We start from the raw sequence: 16,438 nt of genomic DNA, 5'->3' as shown, positions 1-16,438 counted from the left end.
TCCGGCTACAGTCTTTCTGGCACAGACCTTTCTGTCGGTGCGGCGCGAGAAGGCCGCACCGACAGAAAGGTCTGTGCCACAAGAGACAGAATCGGCCGCTCGCGCCCCGGGGCACGAGCGGCCGATCGCGTTTCAGTCAAGCACCGGCTTACACCGGTGCCGGCCCTTCGGCCTGAGCGGTTACGGTTGTACGGCGGGAAGTGCCCGCTTCGGGTACTCGGGCCGCACGTCCTTCTTCGGTGGGTTCTTCTTCAGCGCTTCCAGCGCCAGTTCGATCGCCTTTTCGAGCTGCGGGTCCTTGCCCGCGATCAGATCCTTCGGCCACATTGTCACGTCGTGGTCCGGCGCCACGCCCTCGTTCTCCACAATGAACCCCTTCTCCGGGTCCCAGATCGCGAAGCTCGGCGCGGTCACCGTGCCGCCGTCCATGAGAACCGGGTAGCCGCCGATGCCCACCAGACCGCCCCAGGTGCGCTTCCCGACCAGCGGCCCCACGCCGAACTTGCGGAACATATACGGCAGCATGTCGCCGCCGGACCCGGCGCCCTCGTCGATAATCATCACCTTCGGCCCGAACACCGCAGCGCTCGGCGACCGGTTGTCGGCCCCGTACCGCGGCGCCCAGTAGCTCGCGAACGGGCGCCGCAGGATGTCGATGTAGTAGTCGGCGATCTGCCCGCCGCTGTTGAACCGCTCGTCGATGATGAGCGCTTCCTTATCGACCTGTGGGAAGAAGTACCGCTTGAAGTCGGCCATCCCGCCGGCCGCGGTGTCGCGCACGTGGACGTAACCCACGCGCCCGCCGGTCGCCTGCTCCACCTTCTTGAGGTTCCCCTCCACCCAGTCCATGTTGCGGAGGTTGTAGTCGTTCGCGATCGGCTCCACCGTCACCGTGCGCGACTTCGTGCCGTCGGCGTTCGGGCCGATGGTCAGTTCCGTCAGCTTGCCCGCGGTGTTCTCGAACAGCGAGTAGATCTCGGTCGGGGCCTTCAGCTCCTTGCCGTTCACCGCGAGGAGGAACTCGCCTTCCTTCACGTTCACGCCGGGGGCGGTCAGCGGCGAGCGCATCGCGGCGCTCCAGTTCAGCCCGCCGTAGATCTTTTTGAACTTGTACCGACCTTCGGCGATCTCGTAGTCGGCGCCGAGGAGCCCGCCGGGCACCGTCTTCCGCTCGAAGGGGCGCTCGCCGTAGCTCGTGATGTAGCTGTGCCCCACCGCCAACTCGGACAGCAGCCACCGGATCACCCGGTACAGGTCGGCGCTGCTCGTGAGGTGCGGGAGGAACACCTCGTACTTTTTCTTCATGGCGGGCCAGTCGGCGCCGTGCATGTTCGGGTCGTAGAAGAAGTCGCGGTTGATGCGCCACGCCTCTTCGTAGATCTGCTTCCATTCCGCGCGCGGGTCGACGCGCACCTCGATGTTCTCGAAGTTGACCTTCCCGTCGCCGCCGGCGCCGCCCGCGGGGCTCGGCGCCGGTGCCGTGGGCAACCCGCCCGGACGGCCGCCGATCGCACCGGTCGGGGCGCCGCCACCGCTACCGCCGCCCGCCGCCGTGATGAACCAGTTCCCGCCCCCGGTGGTGTACAGCAGCTTGCGACCGTCCGGGGTGAGTTCGTACCCGACCACCCCGGCCTGCACCACCGACGCGCGCTTGCGATCGAGGTCGTAGCGGCTCAGGACGCCGCCGCCACCGGGACCGCGCCCGCCTTCACCCGCTTCCGAGCGTGTGATGTAGTACACTTGGCCGGCGGTGCCCGCGCTCAACCCGGCGTAGCTCCCGGGCGGCAGCGGGAACGAGAGGATGCGCTGGTCGATGCCCGCGAAGTCGATCGAGAACGCCGGGCTGTCCTTCTTTTCAGACTTCGGGGTCGGCCGGTCGGACTCGCCCTTCTCCTCGTCGCTCTCGCGCAGGAACGGGCTCGGCAGGTCCTTGTTGAGCACCACGAGGTTGATCGACCAGCGCGGCTGGCGCGAGTCGGCGGCCGACTGGCTGAACCCGTGCTTGCTCATCCCCGTGTCGCTGGAGCCGAGGAAGTACACGTACTTCCCGCCCGCGTCGAAGGCCGGGTCGGTGGCCTCGGTGAGGCCGTCGGTGATCGGCGTGGAGGTGCCCTTTTCCAGCGAGTAGGCGTACACGCGGGAAATCTGCGCCGGGGTGTTGATCGAGTACACCACCCACTTCGAGTCCGGCGACCAGCTCGACGGCTTCAGCCCGCGCCCCAGGCCGTGCTTCGGCTCCACGACCTTCGTGATCTTGCCCGATTCCACTTCGACGTAGAACACGGTCTGCGCGTTGTCGCGGAACAGCAGCTTCTTCGAGTCGCGGGACCAGACCGGGTCGAAGTAGAACCCGTTGCCGCTGAGCTTCACTTTTTTCGGTTCGCCCTTACCGTTTTGCGGAGCGAGGACGAGCTGGTACTCGCCGCCCGCGTCCGAGAAGTACGCGATGGTCTTGCCGTCCGGGGACCACGCCGGGTTGCGCTCGTGAACGTCCGGCGTGTTGGTCAGGACGCGGGCGTCGCCCTTTTCGGCCGGCACGGTCACGATCTCGCCGCGGAACTCCACCGCCACCCGCGACCCGCTCGGGGAGACGCTGACATCGCGAACGTATTTCGAGCCCTTCGCGAACCGGGGGCGCGACTCGCTGTTGTCGATCGCGATGCCGACCTTGAGCCGGGTGGACGCCGATTCGGGCGGGGTGAGCGTGTGCAGGTAGCCGGCCTGCTCGAAGATGAGGGTTTTGCCGTCGGTGTTGATGTCGAGGACCGGGAAGTCGGTGAACTTGGTGACCGCCGTCACGTCCTTGTTGTCGGTGTCGTAGCAGAACACGTTGTAGTCGCCGGCCCGGTCGGAGCGGAAGTACAACTTCTTGCCGATCCAGTTCGGGTCGAGGTCGTTGCACCGGTCCTTGGGCTGCGGGATCTCGACCACGTCGTGCGTCTTCACGTCGTAGATCCAGACGCGCGAGTGGGTGCCGCCGCGGTAGTTCTTCCACTGGGGCGTTGCGTCCCGGACCGGCGTGTAGGCGATGTAATCGCCGTCCGGTGAATAGGCGGCCTCGAACCCCCAGGGGATCGGGAGCTGGGTCGGCATTCCGCCCGTCAGCGGGACCGTGAACAGTTGCGCATAGCGGTTGCTGTACACGTGCCGCGGGGACGAGAACAGCACGCTCTTGCCGTCCGGTGTGAACCCGCGAACGGTGTCGGGCGACGGGTGCGAGGTGAGCCGCGTCGGCGCGCCGCCCGTGATGGGGATGGTGTAAACGTCCACGTTGCCGTCGTACTGGGCGCTGAACGCGATGGTCTGCCCGTCCGGGCTGAACACGGGGTACGCTTCGAGTCCCAAATCGGTCGTGAGGCGCCGCGGGTTTTTCCCGCCGGCGTCGGCGACCCACAGGTCGTCGGCGTAGACGAACGCAATGTTCTTCGCGCTGATCGCCGGCATGGCGAGCAGCCGGGTGTCGCTCTGGTCGGGCTGAGCGAGGGCCGCGGGCGCGTGGCCGGCGAGCGCCAGTGTGAGCAAGCCGAGCCGCAAGGCGTATCTCATATCGAGTGCCTCAATTGAATGGGGAGAGGCTATGAAGAGTGGTCAGCGGACATGATAGCCGCCGCCGGACCGAACGGCGCGGTATTCGCGCCGGGTCCGTGGCGGACGGGGATAGCTCCGGCCTTGATGAGAATGTGCCGACAGTAGATGGATAGGACACGTGACGAACGTTGAGTTCAGACCAGGCGAGCCCAAATCACAGGTTGTTATCGGCGAAAATAACTGTTGATTCGTCAATCGAAATGGATCGATCGCTCGCTCTTGGGTGGCCGCTACCGTTTGACCTTCATTCGTTGCAATCGGACCGCGCGGTTCCCGCCGGGATCGTTCCCCACAACTGCACCCCCGAAAACTGTGAAAGCGAGTACCGACCGGCTCGGCCCATTTCTTCGGCGCGTGGTCGCCAACCCCTCTGCGACGATTAACGCACAGATGCCAATTTGTTGGGCGTGTTTGCCGCGGGTACGACCGCCAACGCCTTCGCCGCCACGCGGGGGGGCGGAGTGGAACGCCCCGCGTGGCGTGGACATCAGCAGACAAGGCGCGCGACCCGACTGCGAACACGTTTATTCGACACGTGCCGTCTTCTGAACGCCGTTAAGCACGGACACCTGGGACGGACATGACTGGGTGTTAAACGGTTCCCCTGCCATCTGGACTGTAAGGAGAAGTTGGTACCTCCGCGGGTGAGTCGGGAGGCATGAACCGTCCGCGGTGGTTGTGGCTCTGCCGAGGTGTTCGTGTCAGGTGCCGAGCCGTCCGAGGGCCGATAACTCGGCGAGAGTTCTGAACTGTGATGAAGCCGACATGCCTTCGGGGACGATAAAGGTGACGGTTGTAGTAGTGGTTGCGAACTTGACCATTCGGACGGATGCGATGTTCCGAGCGGTTCGAGCGTGGGTACTGAGTGCTGCGTTCTTGGCGACCGTGCCGGTCACCGGGACGGGGCAGTGCCCTTGCCGGGTGGCTCACGCGCTCCAACTCCGAACGCCACACCCCGCTTGCGCCTCAGCCGCGAAGCCGCACTGTGAGTGTTGCAGAACCGAGCACGCCGGCCCGTCCGCGACCGATCCGGAAACCGTGCCCAACGGGACCTGTAACGGTCCGTGCGAGCACGGGGCACAAACGGGCACGATTCCCGCCGCGCCAGACCGCACCGACCCTGTGCGCAATGACGCCGGCGCTGCCAGTTCGTTGGTCCCGGCGCCGGTAAGGGCACTCGTTCTTCGCCACGCGGCCGTCGGCGAGCTTGTTCCGGGGCCGCATCCGGGCGCTCGTCTTATTCGCTATTCCTACGCCTTCCGCTGCTAGCACTGCGCGCTGATCGGCTCGCATTTTCCCATTTTGCACGATTCGCGCGAGGGCATTGTGATGCGGGTGTTCAACGTCCGAACCGCCTGGCGAGCGGTGGTGTGTACCGGCGGGGCGACCGCTCTGGCAGTCGGGTGTGCATCGCCCGACCGCGACGACGCGCTCCTGCTGGCGCGCCCGCCGGCACCGGCAAAGGTCACGGGCCGTTCGTCCCCGGTCACCCCGGCGGCCGGTCGCACGCAATCCGTTCACACGGGCGTACAACAGGCGGCGTTCCGAGACCCGGCTCCGTCCGGCACGCCCGGGGCAACCGCTCTGAGCGCCCCGTCTGCACTGGACGACTTCGTTCGGCTCGCGGTGGAGCAGAACCCGCGCCTGTCCAAAGCGAATCTGGCCATCGACGCGGCACGCGGGCGGCACCTTCAGGCGGGATTGTACCCGAACCCCGACGTGGCGGTGAACTGGGACGAATTGGGCGACCGGTCCAGCCCGGACCGGCTCGGCATTCTCACCGCGCCGCGGGTCTCGCAGACCATCGTTACGGGTCGTAAGCTCACGCTCGCGCAGGCGGTCGCGGCGCGCGAGGTCGATCAGGCCGCCCTCGAACTGCTGGGCGAACGGTTCGCGGTGGTCGGCTCGGTTCGGGGCGCGTTCTATGAGGCCTTCACGCTCCAGCAGCGGGCCGAGATCCTCGCAGAGGTGGTGAAACTGGCCGAAGACGCGGCGGCGGTCGGGAAGACGCTGCTCGACAACAAGCAGATCGCCCGGCTCGACCTGATCCAACTGGAGGTCGAACGCGAACGGTTCCGGGCCGAACTCCAGTCGGTCCGCCGCGAACTTCCCGGGGCCTACCGGCGGCTGGCGGCCGTCGCCGGGCAAAACGGGCTCATCCCGGCGGCCGTGAAGGCGACGTTCGACAACCTGCCCAACTACGACCCCGAAGCGACCCGCCAGGCGGTTCTGGAGTACCACCCCCAGGCGCGGTCGGCGCGGGTCGGGGTGGAGCGGGCGCAAGCGGCCGTCCGGCGGGCCGAGGTCGAACCGATCCCGAACCTGACCGTTTCCGCCGGGTATATCCGGCAGTTCGAGAACCGCTCGCACGACGGGGCGGTCGGCGTCAGCCTGCCGGTGCCGCTGTGGAACCGCAACCAGGGGAACATCCGCGCGGCGCGCGCCGAACTCGGCATGGCGATCCAGAACGTCGGGCAAACCGAGAACGAACTGGCGGCCCGGGTCGCGGCGGCGTACCAGGCATACGCCGCGGCCCGCGAGCGCGCCGAGGCGTACCGCAAGGAACTGATCCCCCGCGCCGAGGAGACGTACCAACTGTCGCTGACCGCGTTCAAGGGCGGCCAGTTCGAGTACCTGCGGGTGATCCAGGCCCAGCGGGCGGTTGCCGAAGCGCGGCTGGAGTACAACCGGTCCATCGGCGAAGCGTGGAAGTCCGCTGCGGAACTGTCCGGGCTGCTGATGGAAGAGTTGTGGCCGGTTCCCATTTCTGCGCCTGCCCCGGCACCCGCATCCGCACCCGCCCCCATCCCCGCTCCCGCCGCGCCGCCCAAACCGGGTGCCGGTCCGGTTGTGCTGCCGTCTGACGTATCCAAGTTCCCCTGATGGACTGCTCGGCTCGGTGTTCCAGCAGGACCGGCTGGAGTTCGGCATCGTGCTGCCGGGAAACCCATTCGCTGGGGCACCGACGGGACATCCGCTGCCGACCGACTGCTAACGGACTGGCGGTTCGCTGGGGTGTTGCTACCACCAAGTCGCACGTCCCGAGTCGCGGGTCTCGTTCCGGGGACCGCCGGATTAGCTCTCGTGCCATCCGGATAGTAGAGGGTAACGTCGTCTGGGGGACCGATGCCTGGGTTGGCTCTGTCCCCCCGATCTCGCTGTGCCGCGGGGGTGTTCTTATGTGTAATTACTACCCCAAGCTTGACGGCGGCGGCCGAAGCTTCCATCAGCGCGCTAAACCTGCGAGATGTGCGCCGTGCGCTCACCGCCCACGAACCGGTTGCCAATCGGCGGCGTTGCGCCGGTGCTGAGCACAGAAGGTATCGGCAGCCGCGCCAGTCGATTTAAAACGCACCCGTGCTCGATGCCGTTCTCGGCTAGCTCTTGCGTGAACTGAGCGTTCCGGGACTCGCCGGGCCACCGGCACAGTTATGGAAGGACGCCACTACGTCGACGGGAGGTTGTGTGGTGTTTCGTTGTAGCCAAGTACACCTGCTACACCAGTCGATCGGATGCCGTTTCGATGCGTCTGGTGAAATGATCAATCGGTTTGTGTCGCGATGCAAAAGACACTGATCGTCTGTGTTTGTGTCTATGAGTCATTTGTTTTTCATGATTGGCGTGTGGCACACGGTAGCAGTTGCTCATGCAATACCGGGCGAGCGGCCTTGGACCGCTCGCCCGGTATTGCGGTCACGCCGCGGGTAGGAGTTGGCGCGCAGTCGCGCCGGCGTGTGGTCGAGTATCTTTCGGCGTGTCCGCACGGCCGCTCCTGATCGCGGTGTCGCCGCGCGGTGGCGGTTATATAACAAGGTCGGCACTGGGGGCGCGTCCGCATCTCGCCTGGTGCCACTCCCGCCCGCCACACCGGCTTCATTCGTCCTGCCGCAACAGTGTCGCGCTCGCTCTCCCGCCGAGGTTGGTTCGATGCCGGACCCGAAGTCCCGTCCGTTTCAAAAGCTGCTCGTCGCGAACCGCAGTGAGATCGCCATTCGGGTGTTCCGCTCGGCGCACGAACTCGGCATCCGTACCGTCGCGATCTACTCCCACGAGGACCGGTTCGCGCTCCACCGGTTCAAGGCCGATGAGGCGTACCAGGTGGGTAAGCCGGGCGAACCGATCCGCTCGTACCTGGACATCGAGAGCATTGTTCAACTGGCGAAGTCGGTGGGCGTGGACGCGGTCCACCCGGGGTACGGCTTCCTGTCGGAAAACGCGCAGTTCGCGCGCGCCTGCGCCGCGGCCGGGATCACGTTCGTCGGCCCGCGCCCCGAGGTGCTGGAGCAACTCGGCGACAAGGTCACTGCTCGGGGGATCGCCAAGAAAGCTCAGGTGCCGGTGCTCTCCGGCGGGGAGACGCCGCTCGCCTCGAAAGATGAGGCTCACGCCCTCGCCGAGACGCTCGGCTATCCGGTGATCGTTAAGGCGTCGATGGGCGGCGGCGGGCGCGGTATGCGGGTGGTTCACACCGCCGACAAGTTGCAAGAGGCGGTCGAGTCGGCGCAGCGCGAGGCCGGGGCCGCGTTCGGCATCGCGGACGTGTTCCTCGAAAAGTTCGTCCGGCGCGCCAAACACATCGAGGTGCAACTGCTCGGCGACCGGCACGGCGGGCTGGTTCACCTGTTCGAGCGCGACTGCTCGGTCCAGCGGCGTCATCAGAAGGTGGTTGAACTGGCGCCCGCGCCGAACCTGCCCGCGGACGTGCGCCAGGGCATTCTCGACGCGGCCCTGGCTGTGGGCCGTGCCTGCGGCATCGATAACGCCAGTACCGTCGAGTTCCTTTACGATACCGACGCGCAAAAGTTCTACTTCATTGAGGTGAACCCGCGCATTCAGGTCGAGCACACGGTCACCGAGCAGGTCACCGGGTTCGACATCGTGCGGTCGCAAATCCTGATCGCCTCCGGTCTGCCCCTGAACCACAACCGCATCGGCCTGGAGCAAAGCGCGATCAGCACCCGCGGCTTCGCGATCCAGTGCCGCGTTACCACCGAAGACCCCGCGAACGGGTTCGTGCCGGATTATGGCCGGCTCACCGCGTACCGCTCGAGCGGCGGTCCGGGCATTCGCCTCGATGCGGGTACCGCGTTCGGCGGTGCCGTCATCACGCCGTTCTATGACTCGCTCTTGGTGAAGGTGACGGTTGGCGGCCTGACGTTCGAGGACTGCGCGACGCGGATGGAGCGGTGCCTCCAAGAGTTCCGCGTCCGCGGGGTGAAGACGAACATCCCGTTCCTGTTGAACCTGATCGGGCACCCGCAGTTCCTTGCCGGAGACGTGACCACCCGGTTCCTTGATGAAACCCCGGGCCTGTTCCAGTTCACCGCCCGCCGCGACCGCGCGTCGAAGTTGCTCGCGTACTTGGCCGAGGTCATCGTAAACGGGCACCCGGAAGTGAAGGGGAAGTGTGGCGAGCGGGTGCCGACGGTCGCGGCGCCTCTGGCAACTCCGCGCTTGGCGCCGCGGGCGGAGAAGCCGAAGGGCACCCGCGACCGGTTCAAGGAACTTGGCGCCGCGGCGTTCGCCAAGTGGACCCGCGCGCAGAAGCAACTGTTCGTCACCGACACCACGATGCGCGACGCGCACCAGTCGCTGTTCGCGACCCGGATGCGCACTTTTGATATGCTCGCGATCGCGGACCGGTACGCGGAGCGGCACGCGGGCCTCTTCTCGATGGAGATGTGGGGCGGGGCCACGTTCGACACCGCGATGCGGTTCCTGAAAGAGTCCCCGTGGGACCGGCTCGCGAAGCTCCGGGCGCGCGTCCCCAACGTTCTGTTCCAGATGCTCGTGCGGGCCGCCAGCGCCGTCGGGTACACCAACTACCCGGACAACGTGGTGTACGAGTTCGTCCGGCTGTCCGCGGAAGCCGGCATGGACATCTTCCGCATCTTCGACGCGAACAACTGGCTTCCCAACATCAAGCTCGGCATTGACGCGGTCCTGAAGACCGACGCGATCTGTGAGGCCGCGATCTGCTACACCGGCGACATCCTCGATCCCAAGCGTGACAAGTACACGCTCACCTATTTCGTGAACTTGGCCAAAGAACTGGAGAAGCTCGGGACGCACTTTTTGGCGATCAAGGACATGGCTGGGTTGCTCAAACCCTACGCCGCGAAGAAACTGGTGAAGGCGCTCCGTGAGGAGGTCGGGCTGCCGATCCACTTCCACACGCACGACAGCGCCGGCGGCCAACTCGCCTCGTACCTGATGGCCGCGGAGGAGGGCGTGAACGTCGTCGACTGCGCGTTCGCGCCGATGGCCGGGGTGACCTCGCAGCCGAGCCTTAACGCGCTCGTCGAGGCGACACGGTTTACCGACCGGGCCACGCAACTCGACTTCGACGCACTTCAGGAAACGGCTACCTACTGGGACGGCGTGCGACGCCTGTACGCGCCGTTCGAAACCGGTCAGCTCGCCGGCTCCGCGGAAGTGTACCTCCACGAGATGCCGGGCGGGCAGTACGCGAACCTGTACCAACAGGCCCAGTCGCTCGGTGTGGCGGACCGGTGGGCGGAAGTGGGTCGGATGTACGCGGCGGTCAACCGGCTGTTCGGCGACATCGTCAAGGTCACGCCGACATCGAAAGTGGTCGGTGACATGACGCTGTTCATGCTCGCGAACAACCTGACGCCCGAAATGGTGCTCGACCCGAAGAAAGAGATCGCGTTCCCGGAGTCGGTGGTGGAGTTCTTCGAGGGCAAGCTCGGCCAGCCTCCGGGCGGGTTCCCGGCGGCACTCCAGACCCGCATCCTCCGCGGGCGGAAGCCGCTCACCGAGCGCCCCGGTGCCACGCTCCCGCCCGTTGACCTTGTGAAGGCGAAGGCCGAACTCGAACCGAAGCTGCGGCGCGAGCCGTCCGACCAGGATGTCATCTCGTACGTCCTTTATCCGAAGGTGTTCAGCGACTTTGTGGAGCACCAGGCGAAGTACTCCGACGTGAGCGTGCTGCCGACGCCCAGCTTCTTTTTCGGGCTCGCGAAGGGCGAAGAGGTCAGCATCGAGATCGAGCCCGGTAAGACGCTGATCATCAAGTTCTTCACGGTGGGTGAGCCGCAACCCGATGGCTACCGCGTGGTCTACTTCGAGCTGAACGGCCAGCCGCGCGAGTTCCGCGTCGTGGACCGTACCCTCGGCGCAGGAGTGGTCAAATCGCGCCCGAAGGCCGAGAACGGCAACGCAAAGCACATCGCGGCGCCGATGCCGGGCGCCGTCGTCGCGGTGGCCGTGGCACCGGGTGAGGAGGTCGCTGCCGGGGCCAAACTGCTCACGCTGGAAGCCATGAAGATGGAAACCACCATCTACGCCGATCGGCCCGGGAAGGTGGCCGAGGTGCTCGTCCGCCCCGGGGCGCAGGTGGAAGGTGGCGACTTGGTGATTCGGTTCGAGTGAACGGCCCGTTCCCCGTTGAAGGTGACAACATGCTGCCTCTCGTGTTGGTGCTCGCCTGTGCCGGTGCGGACGCCGCGCCGGTCATCACCTCGCCGGTGGGAACCGGTAAAAAGGGCTTCGCGGGGGACGGCGGACCGGCCGCGAAGGCCGAGCTCGATCAGCCATTTGACGTGGCCTTCGATAAGGCCGGCAACCTGTACTTCTCGGACACGTTCAATCACCGTGTGCGCAAGGTGGACGGGAAGACCGGCACCATCACGACGGTCGCCGGCAACGGGAAAAAGGGTTTCGGCGGGGACGGTGGAAGCGCGCTCGAGGCGAGCCTGAACGAACCTTACGGCATCGAACTCGACGCCGACGGCAACCTGTACATTGTGGACCGGCTGAACTTCTGCGTGCGCAAAGTGGACGGCAAAACGGCCGTCATTTCCACCATCGCGGGCACCGGCGGCAAGACCGGATACGGGGGCGACGGCGGCCCGGCGGACAAGGCCTTGTTCGTTGAGCCGAACGGCTTGTGTCTCGACGGCAACGGTCGGCTGTACATCGCCGACGTGGCCGGACATCGGGTGCGCGTCGTCGATCTGGCAAAAGGCACCATTTCGACACTGCTCGGTAACGGTAAAGGCGTCTCCGCGGGTGACGGCGGGCCGATCAAGGATGCGACGCTCAACGGCCCGCGTGCGGTCGCGGTCGGACCCGACGGGCGGCTGTACGTTGTGGAACGCAACGGGCACTGCGTGCGCGTGGTCGATCTCGCCAAAGGTCGCATCGAGCGGTTCGCCGGTACGGGCAAGAAGGGCTACACCGGCGACGGCACGAAGGCACTGGAGGCGACGTTCGACGGGCCGAAAGAAATCGACATCGATAAGAACGGAAACGTCTTCGTCGTCGATACCGAGAACGAGGTCATCCGAAAGATCGACGCGAAGACCGGCGCAATCACAACCGTTGCCGGGAAGGGGCGAACCAAGACCCCGGGACTCGGTGACAACGGTCCGGCGGCGGGCGCGACGCTCGGCCGACCACACGGGGTCGCGGTCGGCTCGGATGGGGCGCTGTACATCGGCGACACGAACAGCCACCGGATCAGAAAAGTGAAATAGTTCGGTTCGCCGCGGTGTGGTGTCCGCGGGTAAGGTTGCTAGGTCAGGTTGTGCCGGTGTCGGGGGCGCCGAATGGGAGATTCTGCACTCCCGACGCCGAATCTTGCCATATCCCGTGAACCGCTGCTCGTTGGGCCGATGGATCGGGTATCCCGCGTTCGGTGGCGTTCTCGTTAATTCATATTCTGCTGCTCGCGATTTTGACTTAAGCGATGTAGTGACAAGATGTTGTGCCATTCAACAGGGACCTGATTGAAACCGCCCCGGGGCGGGAATCGGAGGTTTTGGACGCGATTTGTGGGTAGCGGCGGACCCAGCGAACCAGTAGTCCGCCGGTAGTACATGTGCCTGCCCGAGGCCCGTTCGAAGCCAATTCGTGGAAACTGGAGCGGCGCTGTAACCCCCGTTACAGCATCGCGGGCCGCCGAGGGCGGTGTTGTTTGCCACACACGTCATCCTTGGGACACCCAAAAGCTCTCGCGTTCGGATTGAGCTAGAGTTGCTCGGATTCCGTCGCGTGAGGTTCACCATGTTGCCCACTGTGGTTCTGCTGGTAGCAGCCCAACCGGCTCCGGTGGAGGCGTTTCGGAAGGCCGAACGGCTTGCCGCTGAGGACCGATTCGGCGACGCCGAACCGCTGTACCGCGCCGCACTCGCTACTGACGACCGGTTTCTCAAGCGCCAGGCGTACAACCGGTTGATGAGCCTCTACGTCCGTTCCGGGCGTCCCGATCAGGCACTGCGCATTGGCGAGGCGTTCCGCGCTTGGCTCAAAACCGTTGGCGACCCCGACGGCTCGGGCGCCCTCGAACTGCTCACCGCGCAGTGTCACCTTGACCTGGGCTACCCAGACGCGGCCGAGGCGCACGTCAACGCCGCGCTGGGTGCCAAACCGCCGCTCGCGTCGCCGCTGATGCTCGACGCCCTTCGGGTCCGCTGCGAAACCGCCGCACTGAAGCGGGACGGTTCTGAGGCCCGGCGGTGGGCCGAACTGGAACGAGCGGCAGCGGAGGCCCTGAAGGTCGCGGAACGCACGCACGCCGCCGCCGGCCGGGTTGCGGCCGCTCGTGTGCTCGCGGAGGCCCTCGCCAAGCGCGGGGACCGCACGGCGGCCCTGGCGGCGTTGGACGGCCTGCCCAACCTGCACGACCAATTGGCCGACCCGGCCGGCCGGCGCGACACCCAACTTCAGCGCGCCAAACTCCTCGCCGCTCGTGGCCAGTTCGCCGGCGCCGAGCCCCTGTTTGCCGAAGCGCTTGCGCTACACCAGAAGGCACAGCCCGAACAGAGGGTCACGGCCGGCGACATCCTCGCTGAGTGGGCCACCGCCGCGGTCGCGGCCGGTAAACCGGCCGACGCCGCCAAACTTCGCGACCGGGCCGCGGCCGAATATAAGGCCGCGCTCGGTGCCACCGCCGACGCCGGAGGGGCGCTGGCCGCGTTCGTGCGGCTCCAGGCGCTGACCCGCTCCGCCAAGCAGTTCGCCCAGGCCCTCGACGCCGCACGCCAAGCGGACGCGCGGTGGTCGGGCGACACCCTTCTGGACGCTCGCCTGAAATTGGACCGGGGGACATTAGAACTGATGGCAGCGGCCCACCCGGCCGCGCGAAAGCTGCTGACCGCGGCCTTGGCCGACCTCGAAACCGCACAGCCGGTGAACCTGCGGGTTCTGCCTAAAGTGCTGGTGAATCTGGCCGCCGCGCAGCTCGGGTGCGACGCGCCGGAAGACGCCGAGGGGGCGCTCAAACGGTGCGCCGAGCTGTACCGCAAGCACAAGCTCCCGCCGGACGCGCTGCGGGTCGAGGCCGATTATCTGTTCGGCGTTGCGGCGTCGCGCCGGGGCGATTTCGCGGGCGCGATCGGGTGCTTCCGGGACGGGCTGGCGCGGTGCGATCTCGTCGGGGCTGACGCCGAAGCGACGCGGTTCAACCTGTGGCTCAACAGCGCGCTGATCCAGAAGGAACAGGGTGACGTTGCCGCCGCGGGCGCGGCGCTGGCCCGGGCCGCGGAGGTGCTCGGCCGGCTCGGCGAGCGCGACGACCTGAGTGGCGTCCTGATCGACGCCGTCCGCGCCGACCTGTACCTGTCGCAGGGGCAGGTGAAGAGCGCCGCCGCGCTGGTGCCGGCGCTCGAAGCGGCCGGCACCCGGGGGGGGCGGCAGAGCGAGTACCTGTGGGCCGCCGCGCGCCACATTCGCGCGCTCGACGCGCTCACCCGCAAGGACCTCGTGACGGCCGAGGCGGTGTGGAACGAACTGGCCGCCGCCCAGCGGGCAACGGGCGACGTGCTGCTGGCCCGCACCCTCAACTTTCTCGGGGTCTGTGCCGAGCTGCGCGGGGCCGACGCGGACGCGCTGAAGCGCTTCGCCGAGTCGCGGGCGTTCCAGGCGGGGCGCCCGCGTTGCCCCCCCGCCACCTGCGCGATCACCCTCTGGCGCCTCGCCGTGCTCACCGACAAGGCTGGAAAACCGCACGAGGCCAAAAAGCTGCTCGGCGAAGTGTTCGACATCGCCGACCGCGCCCGACTGAGCACCTTCGGCGAGGCCGCGCAACGCGCGCAGTTCTTTGTGCAGTTCGCGCCGATGTTCGAGCTGCTCGCGGCGTGGTGCGCCCGCGACGGGGACGGTGAGGGGCTGCTCCGCGTCGTCACCCGCAGCCGCAGCCGCACCCTGCTCGACCAGATGCTGGCCGCCGGCGTGGACCCGCGCGACCGGCTGCCGGCGGACACACGCAAGGAGCTCCTCGAGCGCGAGGCCGGCGCCCGCCGGACCGTGTCGCGGCTCCGCTCGCGGGCGATGCTGTTCACGCCCGAGCAGTCCGACGAGCCGGAGGCGAAACAGCTCGCGGCCGAACTCGAGGCGGCCCAGAAGCAGTACGCCGACGCGTGGCGCGAGATCGCCAACGCGGACCCCATGACGCGCGTGCTCACGGACCCCGCGTTCGCCGAACAGGCGCTCGCGCAGGTCCGCAAGGAGGCGCACCGGGCCGGCGGGGCGCTGCTCACGTACATGGTGGGGCGCGACGCGAGCTTCGCGGTCCTGTCCACAGACCCCGCGGCGGCCCCGCAGGTGTTCAGGCTCGGGGTGGCCCAGGCGGTCGCCGCCGATGTCGGCGAGCCGCCGGCCGGCGGACTGGTCGCGCGGGCCGGGTTCCGCGGGGTCGCGGTGCGGGCGGTCGCCCCGCAACCCGAGCGCCCGCTGGCGGCACCCGCCGAGGCCGTCGCGCTGACGGACGCGGTCGCGGCGCGGCTCGTGAACCACTACCTGCGACAGATCGCCGACCCCTCGTTCAACCCGACGCGGGGCATCGCGCTGGTGTCGCGGACCGCGGGGCAGGGCACCCGGGCGATCGCGGCGGAGGGGATCGGGGACGCTGTGCTGCCCGCCGCGCTGCGCGAGAAGATCCGGGCGAGCGGGGCGAAACGGCTGGTGCTGGTTCCGGACGGCGCGCTTCACAAGTTGCCGTTCGAGGCGCTGCTGCTCTCGGCCCCCGGCGGGCCGCGGTACGCGCTCGACGAACTGCCGCCGGTGTGCTACGCGCCGTCGATCGGGGCGCTGGCGGTGGTCCTGAGCCGGCCCCGCGCGACCGACGCGACGGCCTCGCTCCTCACCGTCGGCGACCCCGCTTATCCCGAAGCGGGCGAGGGTACCAAGCGATCGAGCGGCGGGCAGCTCCCGCGGCTGCCGTACACCGCGACCGAGAGCCGAAAAGTGCGCCAGCACTTCCCCGCCGATAAAGTAGTTGCGCTGGAGCGGGACGGGGCCACCGAGCAGAACGTAGTCGCCGCCATGCCCGGGAAGCGGTTCGTCCATCTGGCGGCGCACGGGTTCGCGGACGAGGCGTTCGGCAACGCGTTCGCCGCGGTCGCGCTGACCCCGCCGCCTCGGGGGAGTGAAGAGCCGGGCAACGACGGGTTCCTGACGCTCCACGAAATCTCCCGACTGAAGCTGACCGGGTGCGAACTCACTGTGCTGAGCGCGTGCGTGACGAACGTGGGACCCCAGCGCCCGCTCGAAGCCGGGGTGACGCTCGCCGGCGCGTTCCTCGGCGCCGGCTCGCGCGGGGTGATGGCGAGTTGCTGGTCGGTGGACGACCGCGCGACCGCCGAGATGATGTCCGGGTTCTTTGGCGCGATCCGTGCGGGCGGGGGGAAGGGAACTGCCTACCCCGAAGCGCTGAGGGACGCCCGGTTGGCGGTGAAACGCACCCCCGGCTGGGAAGCGCCGTTCTTCTGGGCACCGTTCGTGTACGTCGGGCCGCCGGACTGATGGCGAACCCAATTGAAGAGTAACTGCTTCCTGTAGCCGGCCTCTGTGAGGCCGGTGCGACATGACCGAGGTAGCACCGGCC

At 67.4% G+C, this 16,438-nt stretch carries 5 protein-coding genes; 4 read left to right on the top strand and 1 reads right to left on the bottom strand.

Annotation, left to right across the window (positions count from 1 at the left end):
• Positions 1-180 precede the first annotated feature (180 nt).
• Positions 181-3,546: a S41 family peptidase gene (locus tag R5W23_RS22110; RefSeq protein ID WP_320688159.1), complete on the bottom strand. Its 3,366-nt coding sequence runs from the start codon at positions 3,544-3,546 to the stop codon at positions 181-183.
• Between the two features lie 1,371 nt (positions 3,547-4,917).
• On the opposite strand from R5W23_RS22110, the gene R5W23_RS22105 reads away from it, so the two are divergent.
• From R5W23_RS22105 to R5W23_RS22090, 4 genes are all read left to right on the top strand, one after another.
• Positions 4,918-6,471 carry a TolC family protein gene (locus R5W23_RS22105; RefSeq protein WP_320688158.1) on the top strand — a complete coding sequence of 518 codons (1,554 nt, stop codon included), beginning with the start codon at positions 4,918-4,920 and terminating at the stop codon, positions 6,469-6,471.
• A gap of 1,044 nt (positions 6,472-7,515) precedes the next feature.
• Positions 7,516-10,983, top strand: a complete 3,468-nt coding sequence (locus R5W23_RS22100; RefSeq protein WP_320688157.1) for a pyruvate carboxylase — start codon at positions 7,516-7,518, stop codon at positions 10,981-10,983.
• 29 nt (positions 10,984-11,012) lie between these two features.
• The gene (locus tag R5W23_RS22095; RefSeq protein WP_320688156.1) at positions 11,013-12,089 is read left to right on the top strand and encodes an NHL domain-containing protein; all 1,077 of its coding nucleotides are present in this window, start codon (positions 11,013-11,015) and stop codon (positions 12,087-12,089) included.
• Between the two features lie 529 nt (positions 12,090-12,618).
• Positions 12,619-16,356 (top strand): CHAT domain-containing protein, encoded by a 3,738-nt coding sequence (locus R5W23_RS22090; RefSeq protein ID WP_320688155.1) that lies wholly within the window; start codon positions 12,619-12,621, stop codon positions 16,354-16,356.
• Positions 16,357-16,438: the final 82 nt, after the last annotated feature.

The sequence above is a fragment of the Gemmata algarum genome, from assembly GCF_034097035.1.
Lineage (GTDB): Bacteria > Planctomycetota > Planctomycetia > Gemmatales > Gemmataceae > Gemmata > Gemmata algarum.
The sequence above is the reverse complement of the archived record's forward strand: the minus strand, read 5'-3'. Positions and strand labels throughout refer to the sequence as shown.

Excerpts from the sequence above, each read along its gene's own strand:
- R5W23_RS22110 (WP_320688159.1), bottom strand. The coding sequence starts at position 3,546 with ATGAGATACGCCTTGCGGCTCGGCTTGCTCACACTGGCGCTCGCCGGC.
- R5W23_RS22105 (WP_320688158.1), top strand. The coding sequence starts at position 4,918 with ATGCGGGTGTTCAACGTCCGAACCGCCTGGCGAGCGGTGGTGTGTACC.
- R5W23_RS22100 (WP_320688157.1), top strand. The coding sequence starts at position 7,516 with ATGCCGGACCCGAAGTCCCGTCCGTTTCAAAAGCTGCTCGTCGCGAAC.
- R5W23_RS22095 (WP_320688156.1), top strand. The coding sequence starts at position 11,013 with ATGCTGCCTCTCGTGTTGGTGCTCGCCTGTGCCGGTGCGGACGCCGCG.
- R5W23_RS22090 (WP_320688155.1), top strand. The coding sequence starts at position 12,619 with ATGTTGCCCACTGTGGTTCTGCTGGTAGCAGCCCAACCGGCTCCGGTG.